Annotated in this window: 14 protein-coding genes and 1 pseudogene; 10 read left to right on the top strand and 5 right to left on the bottom strand. The window is 68.5% G+C overall.

Annotated features, from left to right (window positions below; translation table 11 throughout):
- Nucleotides 1-413: FAD-binding protein (locus VFN12_RS09785; RefSeq protein WP_325118464.1), on the top strand; the 413-nt coding region annotated here is incomplete at its 5' end.
- A gap of 35 nt (nucleotides 414-448) precedes the next feature.
- Nucleotides 449-1,633: a pyridoxal phosphate-dependent aminotransferase gene (locus VFN12_RS09780; protein WP_325118463.1), complete on the top strand. Its 1,185-nt coding sequence runs from the start codon at nucleotides 449-451 to the stop codon at nucleotides 1,631-1,633.
- A gap of 54 nt (nucleotides 1,634-1,687) precedes the next feature.
- On the opposite strand, the gene VFN12_RS09775 is transcribed toward VFN12_RS09780, so the two are convergent.
- On the bottom strand, nucleotides 1,688-2,953 hold the full coding sequence (locus VFN12_RS09775) for a serine/threonine protein kinase (protein WP_325118462.1): 1,266 nt from the start codon (nucleotides 2,951-2,953) through the stop codon (nucleotides 1,688-1,690).
- 123 nt (nucleotides 2,954-3,076) lie between these two features.
- Between VFN12_RS09775 and VFN12_RS09770 the strand changes: the two genes are divergently transcribed.
- The 3 genes from VFN12_RS09770 (at nucleotide 3,077) to VFN12_RS09760 (ending at nucleotide 4,777) form a co-directional block, all read left to right on the top strand.
- The gene (locus tag VFN12_RS09770; RefSeq protein ID WP_325118461.1) at nucleotides 3,077-3,769 is read left to right on the top strand and encodes an aspartate/glutamate racemase family protein; all 693 of its coding nucleotides are present in this window, start codon (nucleotides 3,077-3,079) and stop codon (nucleotides 3,767-3,769) included.
- A 117-nt stretch (nucleotides 3,770-3,886) separates the two neighbouring features.
- Entirely contained in the window at nucleotides 3,887-4,288 is a 402-nt protein-coding gene (locus VFN12_RS09765) for a hypothetical protein (protein WP_325118460.1), read from the top strand.
- Between the two features lie 93 nt (nucleotides 4,289-4,381).
- Nucleotides 4,382-4,777 (top strand): ankyrin repeat domain-containing protein, encoded by a 396-nt coding sequence (locus tag VFN12_RS09760; protein WP_325118459.1) that lies wholly within the window; start codon nucleotides 4,382-4,384, stop codon nucleotides 4,775-4,777.
- Between the two features lie 95 nt (nucleotides 4,778-4,872).
- Here VFN12_RS09760 and VFN12_RS09755 read toward each other — a convergent pair whose 3' ends face one another.
- Entirely contained in the window at nucleotides 4,873-6,018 is a 1,146-nt protein-coding gene (locus tag VFN12_RS09755) for an alpha-hydroxy-acid oxidizing protein (RefSeq protein WP_325118458.1), read from the bottom strand.
- 14 nt (nucleotides 6,019-6,032) lie between these two features.
- Nucleotides 6,033-7,148, bottom strand: coding sequence for an alpha-hydroxy-acid oxidizing protein (locus VFN12_RS09750; protein ID WP_325118457.1), 1,116 nt, complete (start codon nucleotides 7,146-7,148; stop codon nucleotides 6,033-6,035).
- On the opposite strand from VFN12_RS09750, the pseudogene VFN12_RS17595 reads away from it, so the two are divergent.
- From VFN12_RS17595 to VFN12_RS09735, 4 genes and pseudogenes are all read left to right on the top strand, one after another.
- A pseudogene (locus tag VFN12_RS17595) lies at nucleotides 7,132-7,518 on the top strand (CPCC family cysteine-rich protein); the annotation flags it as partial. The gene VFN12_RS09750 and the pseudogene VFN12_RS17595 overlap by 17 nt on opposite strands.
- A gap of 111 nt (nucleotides 7,519-7,629) precedes the next feature.
- Nucleotides 7,630-7,917, top strand: a complete 288-nt coding sequence (locus VFN12_RS09745) for a hypothetical protein (RefSeq protein ID WP_325118456.1) — start codon at nucleotides 7,630-7,632, stop codon at nucleotides 7,915-7,917.
- Nucleotides 7,918-8,539: 622 nt separating this feature from the next.
- Nucleotides 8,540-9,742: an IS110 family transposase gene (locus VFN12_RS09740; RefSeq protein ID WP_325118455.1), complete on the top strand. Its 1,203-nt coding sequence runs from the start codon at nucleotides 8,540-8,542 to the stop codon at nucleotides 9,740-9,742.
- 360 nt (nucleotides 9,743-10,102) lie between these two features.
- On the top strand, nucleotides 10,103-10,396 hold the full coding sequence (locus tag VFN12_RS09735; protein ID WP_414690030.1) for a hypothetical protein: 294 nt from the start codon (nucleotides 10,103-10,105) through the stop codon (nucleotides 10,394-10,396).
- Nucleotides 10,397-10,434: 38 nt separating this feature from the next.
- Here the strand turns inward: VFN12_RS09735 and VFN12_RS09730 are convergent, their stop codons facing one another.
- Both VFN12_RS09730 and VFN12_RS09725 read right to left on the bottom strand, forming a co-directional pair.
- Nucleotides 10,435-11,046, bottom strand: a complete 612-nt coding sequence (locus tag VFN12_RS09730) for a hypothetical protein (RefSeq protein WP_325118454.1) — start codon at nucleotides 11,044-11,046, stop codon at nucleotides 10,435-10,437.
- A gap of 208 nt (nucleotides 11,047-11,254) precedes the next feature.
- The gene (locus tag VFN12_RS09725) at nucleotides 11,255-11,902 is read right to left on the bottom strand and encodes a hypothetical protein (protein WP_325118453.1); all 648 of its coding nucleotides are present in this window, start codon (nucleotides 11,900-11,902) and stop codon (nucleotides 11,255-11,257) included.
- 925 nt (nucleotides 11,903-12,827) lie between these two features.
- Between VFN12_RS09725 and VFN12_RS09720 the strand changes: the two genes are divergently transcribed.
- Entirely contained in the window at nucleotides 12,828-13,208 is a 381-nt protein-coding gene (locus VFN12_RS09720; protein ID WP_325118452.1) for a hypothetical protein, read from the top strand.
- The last annotated feature ends 125 nt before the right edge of the window (nucleotides 13,209-13,333 follow it).

Genomic DNA, 13,333 nt, shown 5'->3' with positions numbered 1-13,333 from the left:
CCACCCTCGAGCGCTACAACGAGTACGCCGCCCGCGGCGAGGACCCCGACTTCCACAAGCACCCCGACTGGCTGGCGCCGCAGTCGACCGGACCCTGGGGCGCCTACGACCTCACCCTCGGCCACGCGCTCTACGCCGGCTTCACCCTCGGCGGCATCCGCACCAGCGTGGACGGCGAGGCACTGCGCGCCGACGGCACACCGATCACCGGCCTCTACGCCGCCGGCGCCTGCGCCTCCAACCTCGCCCAGGACGGCAAGGGCTACGCCTCCGGCACCCAGCTCGGCGAGGGGTCGTTCTTCGGCCGCCGTGCTGGGCGACACGCGGCCGCCCGTCGGTTTCCCCGGCCCACCGGGGAAACCGACACTTCTCAGCCGTTGCAACCCCCGGGAAGTGAAGGTTTCCCCGGCTAGCCGGGGAAACCGACGCACCCAGATAGCCTCAGCGGATGAGCAGCCGGTACGCCGTCGCGGAGCGGGCCAACGTCCCGCCCTTCCACGTGATGGACCTGCTGGCGGCGGCCGACCAGCGTCGGCGTACCCATGGCGACCTGGTCAACCTGGTCGCCGGCCAGCCGAGCACGGGCGCACCCGCGCCGGTGAAGGCCGAGGCGATCCGGCTGCTCCAGTCCGACGACCCGCTCGGCTACACGGTGGCGCCCGGGATCGCCGAGCTGCGCGAGCGGATCGCGCACCACCACTGGCAGCGACACGGCGTCGACGTCTCCCCCGACGAGGTGATCGTGACCACCGGCTCCAGCGGGGGTTTCCTGCTGGCCTTCCTCGCGGCCTTCGAGCCCGGCGACCGGGTGGCGATGGCCCGGCCCGGCTACCCCTGCTACCGCAACGTGCTGACAGCACTGGGGTGCGAGGTGGTCGAGCTGCCCTGCGGGCCGGAGACGCGGTTCCAGCCGACGGTGGGCCAGCTCGACCAGGTCCCGGACCTCAAGGGCGTGGTCGTGGCCAGCCCCGCCAACCCGACCGGCACCATGCTCCTGCCCGAGGAGCTGTGGGCGATCGCGTCCTGGTGCGAGCGCAGCGGCGTGCAGCTGATCTCCGACGAGATCTACCACGGCATCGAGTACGCCCCGCTCGACGGCGAGACACCGCTCTCACGCTCGGCATGGGAGACCTCCCGCGAGGCGGTGGTGTTCAGCTCGTTCTCCAAGTACTTTTCGATGACCGGGTGGCGGATCGGCTGGATGCTGGTCCCCGAACGGCTGCGGCGACCGGTCGACGTGCTCACCGGAAACTTCACGATCTGCCCGCCGGTACTCGCCCAGTTCGCGGCGTGCGCGGCCTTCGACGACGCGTCGTACGCCGAGCTCGACGGCCACGTCGCTCGGTACGCCGGCAACCGGGCACTCCTGCTCGAGGGGCTCCCCCAGCTCGGGATCACCGGACTTGCGCCGGCCGACGGCGCGTTCTACGTCTACGCCGACGTCGGCCACCTGACCGACGACTCGATGGGCTTCGCGCACGACCTGCTCGGGAAGACCGGCGTCGCCGTAGCGCCCGGCATCGACTTCGACACCGAGGTCGGTCACCGCTACATCCGGCTCAGCTTCGCCGGCCCCCGCGGGGACGTCGTCACCGGACTCGACCGGCTCGCCGCCTTCCTCGCCACCCGTTGAGTCGGGGATTCCCGCTCGTCGAGTACGGGATTCCCGTCCGTCGAGTGGGGCCTTTCAGCCCTGGGGCAGGCCCTCGACCAGCGACTGCTCGACGAAGGCGTTGCGGACCCGCTGCGGGTGGTCGCCCACCTTGGCGGTGTCGACGATCCGCCCGGTGCGGTAGGAGATCTTGGCGACCTGGTCGGTACCGCTCCACGAGATGTAGCAGTAGTCGCCGTCCCAGCTCGGCGTGACCCAGTAGGGCTTGCCGTCCTTCTTCTTCAGCAGCTTGCCGCGCTGGTAGGTACGGCGATCGACCACCGTGGCGTAGTCCGACATCGTGCCGGCGACACAGATCTTGGTGCCCTCCGGGTTCATCGCGATGCCGTGGTGGGCGGAGTCGAGGAGGTACTGCTCGCGGGGCATGTCCGGGACGAGGTTCGGCAGGTGCTTGACCCGCTGGATCTTGCCCGAGGACCGGTCCATCTCCAGGAAGCCGTGGAAGAAGGAGACCTGGAAGTAGATCTTCTGCTCGTTCGGCGACAGCGTCATCGGGCGTACGGCGGTGCTGTAGTCCTCCAGCCCGCGCTCGTCGAGCGCCTGGCGCAGGTCGTAGCGACGGAGCACCTCGTAGGTGTCGGCGTCGACGATCTGCAGCACTCGCTCGCCCTTGGTGGGGTCCAGGGGCGGCTGGTCGAGCGGGGTGTAGACCATGCCGATGCTGGCGTGGATGATCTTCTCGCCACCGTCGATGTAGACGTTCTCGTGGGGCGACCCGCCGGACGGGAACTGGCCGAGCTCCTTGCCGTCGGAGACCCGCAGCACGTGCACCACGTTGCCGGTCGAGGCGCTGACCACGACCTCGCGGCCGTCGGGGGAGATGGCCATGTGGTCCGAGCGATGGCCGGACACCGGGAAACGCCACTTGATCTCGCCGGTCTCGAGGCTGATCCCGACGACGTCGGCGAAGGACGGGCGGGAGACGATCATCAGCTTGCCGTCGTTGGACGAGTACATGTCGTCGACGTACTGGTCGTTGCCCTCGCCGATCGCCTCACGGATGGCCAGGAAGTAGGCCAACCGCTCGGGGTTGGAGGCGATCTCCTGCATCCGCTCCTCGCGGTCGGGGATGATGTTGATCGTGCCGAGCTTCTCGAAGGTGCCCGGCGCCAGGACGTCGGCGGTGCCGGCCCAGTTGTTGCCGACGAAGACCACCCGGCGTACGTCGCCGACGGGGGTCTGACCTTCCGCCGCGGCCGCGGAGCCGCCGGATCCCAGCACGGACACGGCCCCGGCGACCACGCCGATCGCGATGCTGCGCGCACGTCGTCCGACCGGCATGGGGTTCCTCCTGAGGCTTGGGTGTGGTGGTGACTCATCCGGATCAACGAGGCCCCGGGAGCCCGGGTTACGGCGGACGTCCGTGTGCTGGACCACGGCCGCCGCAACCGTCAGGGTGGCGGGGTGAGGAAGATCGGCCTGCTGGGCGGCATGAGCTGGGAGAGCACCGCCCTCTACTACTCCCTGCTCAACGAGCTGGTGCGCGAGCGACTCGGCGGCTTCCACTCGGCGCGGTGCCTGATCTCCTCCGTCGACTTCGCACCGGTCGAGGAGATGCAGCGCGCGGGCGACTGGGACGCCGCGGGGGCACTCCTCGCCGCGGAGGCTCGGGTTCTGGAGGACGCGGGCGCCGAGCTGCTGCTGCTCTGCACCAACACGATGCACAAGGTCGCCGACCGGATCGAAGGTGCGATCTCGGTGGAGTTCGTGCACCTGGCCGACGTGACCGCCCGGGCGGTGCTGGCGGCGGGGCTGGGGTCCGTCGCCTTCCTCGGGACCGGCTTCAGCATGCGGGAGCCCTTCCAGACCGAGCGGATCGCGGGCCACGGTCTCCGGGTCAGCGTGCCGGAGGCGGACGAGCAGCAGGTGGTGCACGACGTCATCTACGACGAGCTGGTGCACGGGGTCGTCCGTGACGAGTCGAGGGCGGCGTACCTGCGGATCATCGACGCAGCCGTCGCCCGCGGGGCCCAGGGCGTGATCCTGGGCTGCACCGAGATCGAGCTCCTGCTCGGGCCGGAGGACTGCCCGGTACCTGCCTTCCCCACGACCCGGCTGCATGCCGAGGCGGCCGTGGACCTCGCCCTGGCCGACTAGGCAGGTGCGTCTGATCCGCGGTGCCTCAGCCAGTTGACGATCACGTGCGGGAGGCAGGCGCGAGAGACGCCCTGGGGCGGCGATGGACCGGTCCTGCCGTTCATTGAGAATGCCCTCGTGGAGAACGAGCAGGCATCGCAGGCGGCCGAGGGTGAGGCGAAGGTCATCACGCTCTGCGGCTCGACCAGGTTCGAGGCCGAGTTCGCGGAGGTCAACCAGCGGCTCACGATGGATGGCTGCGTCGTGATCAGCCTCGGAATGTTCAGCCTCCCCGACCTCCCGGACTACGACTGGACAGCGGACTCCTCGGACCTCGAGGAGCGGCTCGGCGCCACGCACTTCCAGAAGATCCGCATGGCTGACGAGGTGTACATCGTGGATCCCGGTGGCTACGTGGGTGAGTCAACCCGACGCGAGATTGCGTACGCGGAGTCGCTCGGCAAGCCGGTTCGGTACCTGAGTCGCGAGCGCTTGGCTCGAACGGGAGATGGCCCCGAGAGGGAGTCGGATCGGACCTAGGGCCGCCCGCATGCACGACCGAGCGGATCGCGCCATGGTCGGGCTCCACCCTCATGGCGGCATGTCCGGACACGAGCGTGCGAACATCGAGGCGTGAATGAGGAACTCGATCGGGCGGGTAGGTCCGCATTGCACTACGCAGCACTCGACGGCGACCTCGACCGCGTGACTCAACTGATCGCCGCAGGTTCCGACGTGAATCTCGCTGACAAGAACGCATACACCCCATTGCACTTCGCCGCGCAGGGCCAGCGCGCGACGACCGCGCAAGCGCTCCTGTCGGCTGGAGCCGAAGTGGACGCACGCGACCGATTCGGCAAGACGCCCCTCAGCGTTGCTCTGTTCAACGTCCGGGACCAGGACGGCGAAGTCATCCGCGTGCTGCTCTCGGCCGGCGCCGATCCAGACCTCGAGAACAACCGCGGAATCAGCCCGCGGAACCTCGCTGAAACCATCGACAATTACGACCTCAAGAAGTTTCTCGACTAGGCAAGGGCGCCCTCAACGCGGCAGTGAGTGCGTTCGCGGGGCGGCGCCACGCGGCCGTTCCCGAGGGCTATCTGGCCATGAGTGCCTTCCGGCGCTCACGCCCGGACGAGCGCACTCGCGTCGAGGTCCCTGTGGTGCCCGACACCAGCGATGGTGAGGGTGATCTCGAGCTCGGCGAGGAGCGTTCGCAGCATGTGCCGGACGCCGTCTTCCCCTCCGAGCGCCAGGCCGTGCACGTACGGGCGGCCGATGACGACAGCGTCGGCCCCCAGGGCCAGCGCCCGGAAGACGTCGCTCCCCGTGCGGGCGCCCGAGCCGAACAGCACGGCAAGCTTGCCGCCGACAGCATCCGCGATCCGCGGCAGGACGTTGATGGTCCCACCGACACCGGGACCACGGCGCCCGCGCTCATTCGAGACGACGATGCCGTCGAAGCCACGGCGAACGGCGAGCCGCGCGTCCGGCACGTTCTGGATTCCGCCGAGGACGATCGGTCCGTCCCAGGCCTCGCGGATCGCCGCGAGCGCCCCCCAGCCCTGCCCGGGCTGCGGTGGGGAGAGCACGAGGTGGGTGCACCCGGTTGCCTGCGCGCGGGTGAGTAGCACGGGGTCGAAGCCGCCCCCGTCCGGCCAGTCCAGGCCGAACCACCGCGGGCCGTTGGGTGCGGCCACGGCGACCTCCTCGGGCGATCTGCTCGCACGCGACGAGTGGACGTAGGTGAGCTCCAGCCCCGCTGCCGCCCGGGCGGTGGCGATCTCGCCGTCTGGGTGCGCGATGGCCTGGCGCCCGACCGGGCCGAGGATGACCGGGGCCGGCATCGAGGCGCCGAGCACCGTCGTGCTGAGGTCGCGCTCGTCGCGGTCGATGAACATCCGCGGGACGATCCGCCACGCGGAGAGCGCCCGCGCGTTCGCTCGCACGGCGGCGGAGCCGCCCGCCCAGGCGAGCAGATGCCGGCGCGCGGCCTCGGACAGCACCTCCTCCGCAGCGGCTTCGAGGTCGGACAGGTTCGTGGTGAAGATCGGCTCGGTGCCGGCGGTCATCCCGGCGATGTAGATCTCGGACTGGTAGCTGCCGAACGGGGCGCCCGGGCCGACGGGCAGTGGCGACTTCGCGGGAGGCCCGGGAGTGGCAGCGCCGGGGGCCACCCCGGGCTCGGCGAACGCGGGCCGCGCGATGAGGGTGGCGACGGCAGTCGCGGCGGCGACCTCGAGAAACTGACGACGAGTGTGCTCGGACATGTCTGGGCTCCGTTTCAGCGCGCGCGGGTCAGGGAGGAACGGGAGAGCGTGCGGTGACTGCGGTGACGCGCCTTCCGGACCTCCTCCTCGAGCTCGTCGACGAGGCTGCGCATGACCCTCCGGGTACCCCTCTGCCCGTCCAGCGCGAGGCCGTAGAGATACGGGCGGCCGACGAGCACCGCGTCGGCGCCGAGCGCCAGCGCCTTGAAGGCGTCACGGCCCGTACGGATCCCGGAGTCGAAGAGCACGGGCATCCTGCCGTCGACCGCCTTGACGACTGGACTGAGCGCGTCGAGCGACGCGATCGCCCCGTCGACCTGACGTCCGCCGTGATTCGAGACGACGATGCCGTCGATGTCGTGCTTGATGGCAAGTCTGGCGTCGCGTGGGCTCTGGATCCCCTTGAGCAGGATCGGGCCGTCCCAGTTCTCGCGGATCAGCGGCAGCTGGTTCCAGCTCAGGCCGGGGTTCTGGAAGACGCGTGCGAATGCGATGCCGGCCGCCAGCGGGGCAACCTCTGCCGGCACGGGCATGTGCTTGCGCTGGAAGACAGGGTCGCTCGTGTAGTTCGCGATGCCCTTGTTCTCGAGGAAGGGCGAGTACCCGATATCCAGGTCGAGCGGCCGCCAGCCGAGCAGCGTCGTATCGAGCGTGATCATCAGATGGGTGTAGCCGGCCGCCCTGGCGCGGCGCAGGAAGGACACCACCAGCTCGTCATCGGTGGGCCAGTAGAGCTGGTACCAGCGCGAGCCGTCGCCGTTGGCCGCCGCCACGTCCTCCATCTTGTAGGCGCCCTGCGTCGAGTGCACGTAGGTCAGCCCGAGCTCGGCCGCCGCGCGGGCGCTGGCGAGGTCGCCGTCCGGATGCGCGAGCGTCTGCACACCAACCGGTGCGAAGATGACCGGCGCGGGCATGCGCGTCCCCAGGATGGTGGTGGAGAGGTCAACCTTCGCCGGCTTGCGGCCAACGCGCCGCTTGACCTCCCAACGCCGGAACGCCGCGGCGTTGGCGCGCGTGGTGTCCCGGTCCCCCGCTCCGGCGCGGATGTAGCCGAGGGCCTCGGGGCTCAGGTTCTCGGCCGCGTGCGCCTCCAGCTGCGAGAGGCCGCCGGGGATGGCCAGTTCCTTCATCGTCACGTCAGGCCAACGAGCCGTCCCGCCGTCTGGCTACGGGTTCGCTCTGAACGTCTGTCGTCCGTACGGTTGCACCGACCTCGGCATGTCCGGATGGTTCGCGAGCCTCAACGCAGCCGGACCCGTCGGGCCAGAGTCAGCCTTGGTCGCTTGCGTGGACCTCACAGGTGGGGCCAGGGTTGCGGGGGTGGCCACTCGTGCAACCTGTCCATGTTGCGGTCACCGGTCTCTCCCCGACGGGCCCGGCTCCTACGAGGTGTGCCCGGTCTGCTTGTGGGAGGACGACGGGACGCCGGACGGTCCGTACGGGGTTGGGGGTCCCAACGGATTCAGCCTCGTGTACGGACAGCGCCGATACCTGAGGGAGCATCGCGCGCACAACGACTCGCCGCCGGGATTCTGCGCCCGGCCTCCGCGCGAAGAGGAGTCTCCGGACCCCGCCTGGACACCCCACCCTGACAGTCTCAGGAATGACTTAGTGCTCGGATGGGCGAAGCGACAACGCGTACCCAAGTTCGTTGGTCAGGTCGCCGCACTGACGGATTCCCCCTTCAGCGAAGCCGACGCGGCCACCATTGCCTCGAAGTTGCCGACTACCAACGTGTACCAGGGAAACTTCCTCGAATGGCGACCGAGGGATGCCAGCGGGGTCGTTGCCTACGTCGCCGTCGCCCCGGGCGACGACGACGTGACCGTGCGCGTGGTAACCGAGGGAGACGCGAATTTGGCCGCGCGACTGAGGGAACTCCTCGAGAACGCCCTGTAGCACCCCCGCATACCGGCAAGACAGCGCGGTCAGCGCCAATAGCGTGCGCCTGGCGGCGCGCGGTCAGCGGTGCGTACGCAGTTCGCGGATGGGAAGATCACGGCGTGACGCACTTTTGGCTCGGGGTCATGGGTGTGGCCGTCGCGGTGGTCGGCGTCTTGGTGACGATCTTCAATCGTCAGTTCGTCCGAGTGATGCCACCCCCAAAAGGGCGGGTTGCGCGAATCAGGTGGTTTGAGCCGGGATCGAATGGTCGGGTGCCGATACTCACGATCATCTCGCTCGGCTGGGTGGCGGTCGGCTCCTTGTTCATATGGGTGGCTGCAACCGGCCAACCATTGTGAGCGCAACCGCACTTCCTGGCAGCGACCTGACAGCGGCTACTTGTTTCATTGACCTCAGGACCGGTGTCTGGCGAGGCTCGGTCCAGGCGTCCGGTCCGTCGCTCTGATTGCGGCTGCCCGCGCGACCCCGAGTGGGTTCCGTGTGGCTCTCACATGGCATGCGCGGACCGGGCGTCGCAGGGCCAGGAGAGGCTCAAGAGGGGTCTGCCCAGCTCGAAGTAGCGTTGCCCTCCCGGCTCGACAACAACCCAGTGATCGATCGAGCATCGGAGCCATTGATGAACCAAGAAGCCAGCCGGGTCGTGATCGGGATGGACCCGCACAAGCGGTCCGCCACGATCGAGGTGATGACCGCCGATGAGACCGTGTTGGGCGGTGACAGGTTCGCCACCGACTCGGACGGTTTCGCCGCGATGATGCGCTATGTCACCCATATTCAGCCGGTCCTCGAGGACCGAATCTGGGCCATCGAGGGCTGCAACGGCATCGGCCATCACGTCGCGATGCGGCTGCTCGCGGCCGGCGAGGAGATCGTCGATGTGCCCCCGAAACTCTCGGCGCGAGCCCGGGTCTTCGCCACCGGCCAGGGCCGCAAGACCGACGCCACCGACGCCCACTCGGTCGCGCTGGTGGGCACCCGGATGTCCGGGCTGCGGCCGGTGGTCAACGACGAGCAGCTCGCGGTGCTGCGGGTGCTGGTCGACCGGCGTCGCTCACTGGGTGACGACCACACCCGGATGATCTCCCAGCTGCACCACTTGCTGCTCGAGCTCATCCCCGGTGGCGCGAAGAAGGACCTCTCCGCCGCCCAGGCCAAGGCCCTGTTGGCCAAGGTCCGCCCCCGCGACACCGCCGGCAAGACCCGTCGCCGAGTCGCCGCCGAGCTGATCAGTGACCTCGAACGCGTCTATCGACGCAAGAAGGCCGCCGACAAAGAGCTGCGCGAACTGGTGGCAGCCACCGGCACCACCCTGCTGGACCTGCACGGCATCGGCCCCACCGGCGCAGCCCGGCTCCTGGTCGAGGTCGGTGACATCACCAGGTTCCCCGACCGCGGCCACTTCGCGTCCTGGAACGGCACCGCACCCATCGACGCCTCCTCCGGCGACCACGTCCGACACCGACTGTCGCGCGCCGGGAACCGGCAGATCAACCGGATCCTGCACACCATGGCCACAGTCCAACTACGGAACCCGACCGAGGGACGGGCCTACTACGACCGCAAGAAGGCCGCCGGCAAGAGCTCGATGGAAGCCATGCGATGCCTCAAACGCCGGCTGTCCGACCTCGTCTACCGAGCCATGGTCGACGACGCTCTGGCCACCACGGCGGCCCCCAGGAGGACGGACCCGGGAGGGCAACGGGGAGACGACTCTGACTCCAGCGCGGCCGGCTCACATCCCCACACCGACTCTTCGGACAAGCCACTTCCCGGGCCCGCCACACCACAGCCTAGAACCCCACTACTCACTGCTCCTTGACACAGAGGGGCGCCATGTCCGGATGCCTCAGCCGTGCAAGGCGTAGTACGTGCCTTGCTCGATGGCGTGCGCAACGTTCCGTTCATCCATCCACGGATAGGTGGACCGAATGAACGCGCCTGCAGCACCGGCGTCGGCCTTGGACCAGTCGCCAGGCGCTTCATCCCAGGGTTCAGAATCCATTCCTCGATCGACGTTCGGGTCTGCTCGATTTCCTCCGCGAGCGCTGCCCACTCCACCTGGTTCATTTTCGGCAACCGTTCCGCGGCGAGCGCCGCGATGTCGCGGCGCCAGTTCTTGCCCATGAGTCCGCCGTACTTGTTCCGCTGTACCTAGACCGTCCCGTTTCCCCTTGAGCGCGTGCACGCGCTGCTGGTCGACCTGGAGCGCTACCCGGAGTGGTGGCCGCAGGTGCGGGCGGTGGCGAAGCTCGGCGAGGACGACGCGCTGGTGGTGGCCGCTCTGCGCTGCCCTACTCGCTCGACTTGCTGCTGCACGCCGAGCGCCGCGACCCGACCACCTCGAGACGTCGCTCACCGGCGACCTCGAGGGCGTGGTCCGGTGGCCTCCCGCGCCGGCCGTCCGGTGATGGCGGGGAACCACGAGCGCATGATGCGGGGCTGCCCGACCGGGGTGCACGCTCGCTTGGGATGAGACTTTTCGGACGCTTCCGAGGAAGTGGGAGTGCCCGCTCATGCCTGCGGGTTCACCGACCGCTCTCCTCGGGCGCGTCCCCGCGCACTTGGGTCAAACACGCTCTGCCGTTCGCAGCCGATCGCCCGGTCGTGCACCCCGCGCCGCCTTATCCAGGTCACGCTGTCGATCCCAGGACCACACCAGATCTGGTCGGAGCGACCGTCAGGCCAGACCGAGACGCGGTCGATGCCTGGACCGCCAAACACCTTGTCAGCGCCAGTGGCCGCGGCGAATCGGTCGGCGCCCAGCCCCCCGTAGAACTCATCGGGGCCTTGCCCAGGTTCCACCTCGGTGGTGACGCCATCATTGATGCTGTCGCGACCCCTTCCCCCAATGATGATGTCGTGCCCGCGCCCGCCATCGGCGGAGTCAAAGCGGCCTCGACCTAGTCTGATGACGTCGTCGCCGCCACCGCCAAATGCCTCGTCACTGCCGCCCCGCGCGAACAGGTCATCGTCTCCACCGTGGGCGTCAATTAGGTCGCTGAATGGCGTGCCGACAAGGTGGTCATCACCAGCGGTCCCCTCGATGGTCCCGGCGCTTGCAGCCGGCGTCGGCAGCAGCAAGGCCAGCCCGGTCGCGATCGCCAGGTTGACGGCGCCGAACACTCTGAGACTGGTCCTCGACCTCGACAAGCCATCTGCGAGCTCACGGACTTCCACGGTAATGACGCCTTTCCCCCAGGACTTCAGTGCCGCTGACCATGCGCGCCGAGTGAGCGAAATGGAATGGCTAGACCGGGGGGTATTGCACCCGGCGCAGAGTCGGGGGTCTCCGCGAGAACCGAGCGGAGCGCGGCTTGACTGGGCGGCCGGTTCAGGAGCAGTGAATGCGGAACTGGCCGGCGGCGTTGCGGTCGAAGTGGTGGTGCATTACGTCGATGCCGACGTCCGGCCACCCGCCGAAGATGATCGTTCCTGCGTCGCACTGGCGTGGGTTGTACCCAACCTCGTAGGGGACGCGGATGAACGTGCCGGCGGCGACATCTAGGTCTAGGTCAAGGCCAGCGTCGACGCCTTGCTTGCCGTCGGAGTCGACGTCGGGGTCGCCGTCGATCGAGGTGACGATCACGGGATGCGAGTTGCCGGGTCCAGCGAGGCCAAAGGTCACGTTGCTGACGTGCACCGCGCGACCGGAGTCGTTGTGGATCTCGACGTACCCGGTGCACGCGACATCGGGGCCAGAGACGTCGATGCGGTTCGATCCGACCCGAACGTCGTCGCCACGACACTGCAACTGGTCGCGGTAGACCAGAACCTGCCGAGCAGTGTCGGCAGCGGTGTCGCGGTACCAGGCGTATACGCCAGCGGCAACCGCCAGCACCGCAAGCGCGGCCAGGACGGCCGCCAGGGAACGGGTACGTGACCGGCCTGCCTGCGTCTGGTCAATCTGATCTGGCCCGGGCGACTCATGTTGCCCTTCGCGTGGATCGGCATCGGTCGGTCGCGGCTGCTCGGTGGTCACAGGTCTCCTAGCGTAGCGGCTCGTGGATCCTACTTACGCTCTCGCGACATACTGAGCCCCAACTGAGGGAGGACGTCATGCCTGATGACGGTTTCGGGTCGGAACTCTGGAAGAACCTGCAGTCCGTCAAGTTCGGAGAGGACGGCGGCATCGAAGCGCCAGTCCGCGCGAACGGACGGGAGGGCATCGTAGTTGGTCTGGATGCGGTTGCTGAGAGTGAGAACTCCCGCGCCCAGGACGCGCCGGCCACGGCGGAGTCATCGCGCCGGTGGTGGAAGCGACTTCTCCGCCGTTAGGGGGCCCTTCTCGTCGAGGCTGCGTCCGTCTCGTGATGCCGGAGGCTTCGGTCGCCTAACCGCACGGGCAGGAGTGCGCCATCAGCGGCATGAGTGATCACGCCATACCGTCCATGAGCGTCCCCCAGGACCGCAGGGCTGCGGCGGCGTACGGCGGTGCCGTGGCCCCAACGGGGTCGGTGCGATGTTGGGTCGGTGGCAACGAACTGCGCACCAGGGTGCCACCCGCAGCCGGGTCATCGTCTCGAAAGTCGGTGGGGTGTACCGCCACTGAGACGAGGTCCGGCGCCGACAGTCACCGGTTATTAGTGCCCTTCGGACCGCTTGGTGGAGCCTCCCTGCTCATGACTCCGGCCCCGGACGGTGGTCACAATTGGAGAAAGAGGAGGGAAGCCATGCGAGGTCGGGTAACCGTGTTGTGGGCCGCAGCGTTGGTGCTACCGCTTTTCGCATTATCTGTTCCCGCCGGAGCTTCGGGGGCTGAGGACCGCGTCTCACGCGTCGTTCTCAAGGATCCGACTGGGGATGTGTGGGGGTACGGAGAGCGCGGGCAGTGGGTCCCCGCCGGCGACGTACCTGCCGCCGACGTCGTCCGCGCCGTGGTCCGCCACGGTCGCTACCAGGTCCGGATGAAGATGACATTCAGCGACCTACGCCGCGACGAGCCTCAGCAGTACGGCGCCTACATCGTCTTCAGTCGCCTTCGGTTCGCTGCGGTCTACGTGAACGCCCGGCCGGGAAGGTGGCAGGGACGCCACCTGATGATTGTCGGCAGGATTTTGGTGGACGAGTCGAGGGTGAAGTGCCGCGGACTCAAACACACCATCGACTACGCCACCGACCAGGTCAGCATCTCGGTCCCACGCAGGTGTATCGGCCGACCCGATTGGGTCAAGGTCGGCATGTCGAACTTCATGTTCCCCGCCGGTGGCACCGAGATCACCGACAACCCGCACTCAGCCCGCGGCGATGGGCCAATGACTCAGCGCCTCTACCGCCCGGTCGGCTGACCGGCCTCTGATCCTCGCGTTCGTTAGGCAGGTGAGGAGCTTCGATCTCAGTAGGGGTACCCAGTCAGGCGTTGACGACCTCGACCTGCACGGCCCGGGCGTCGTCGAGCGCCCGATCCAGGACG

The sequence above is a fragment of the Nocardioides sp. genome (assembly GCF_035703625.1).
In the GTDB taxonomy this organism is placed as follows: domain Bacteria; phylum Actinomycetota; class Actinomycetes; order Propionibacteriales; family Nocardioidaceae; genus Nocardioides.
The sequence above is the reverse complement of the archived record's forward strand: the minus strand, read 5'-3'. Positions and strand labels throughout refer to the sequence as shown.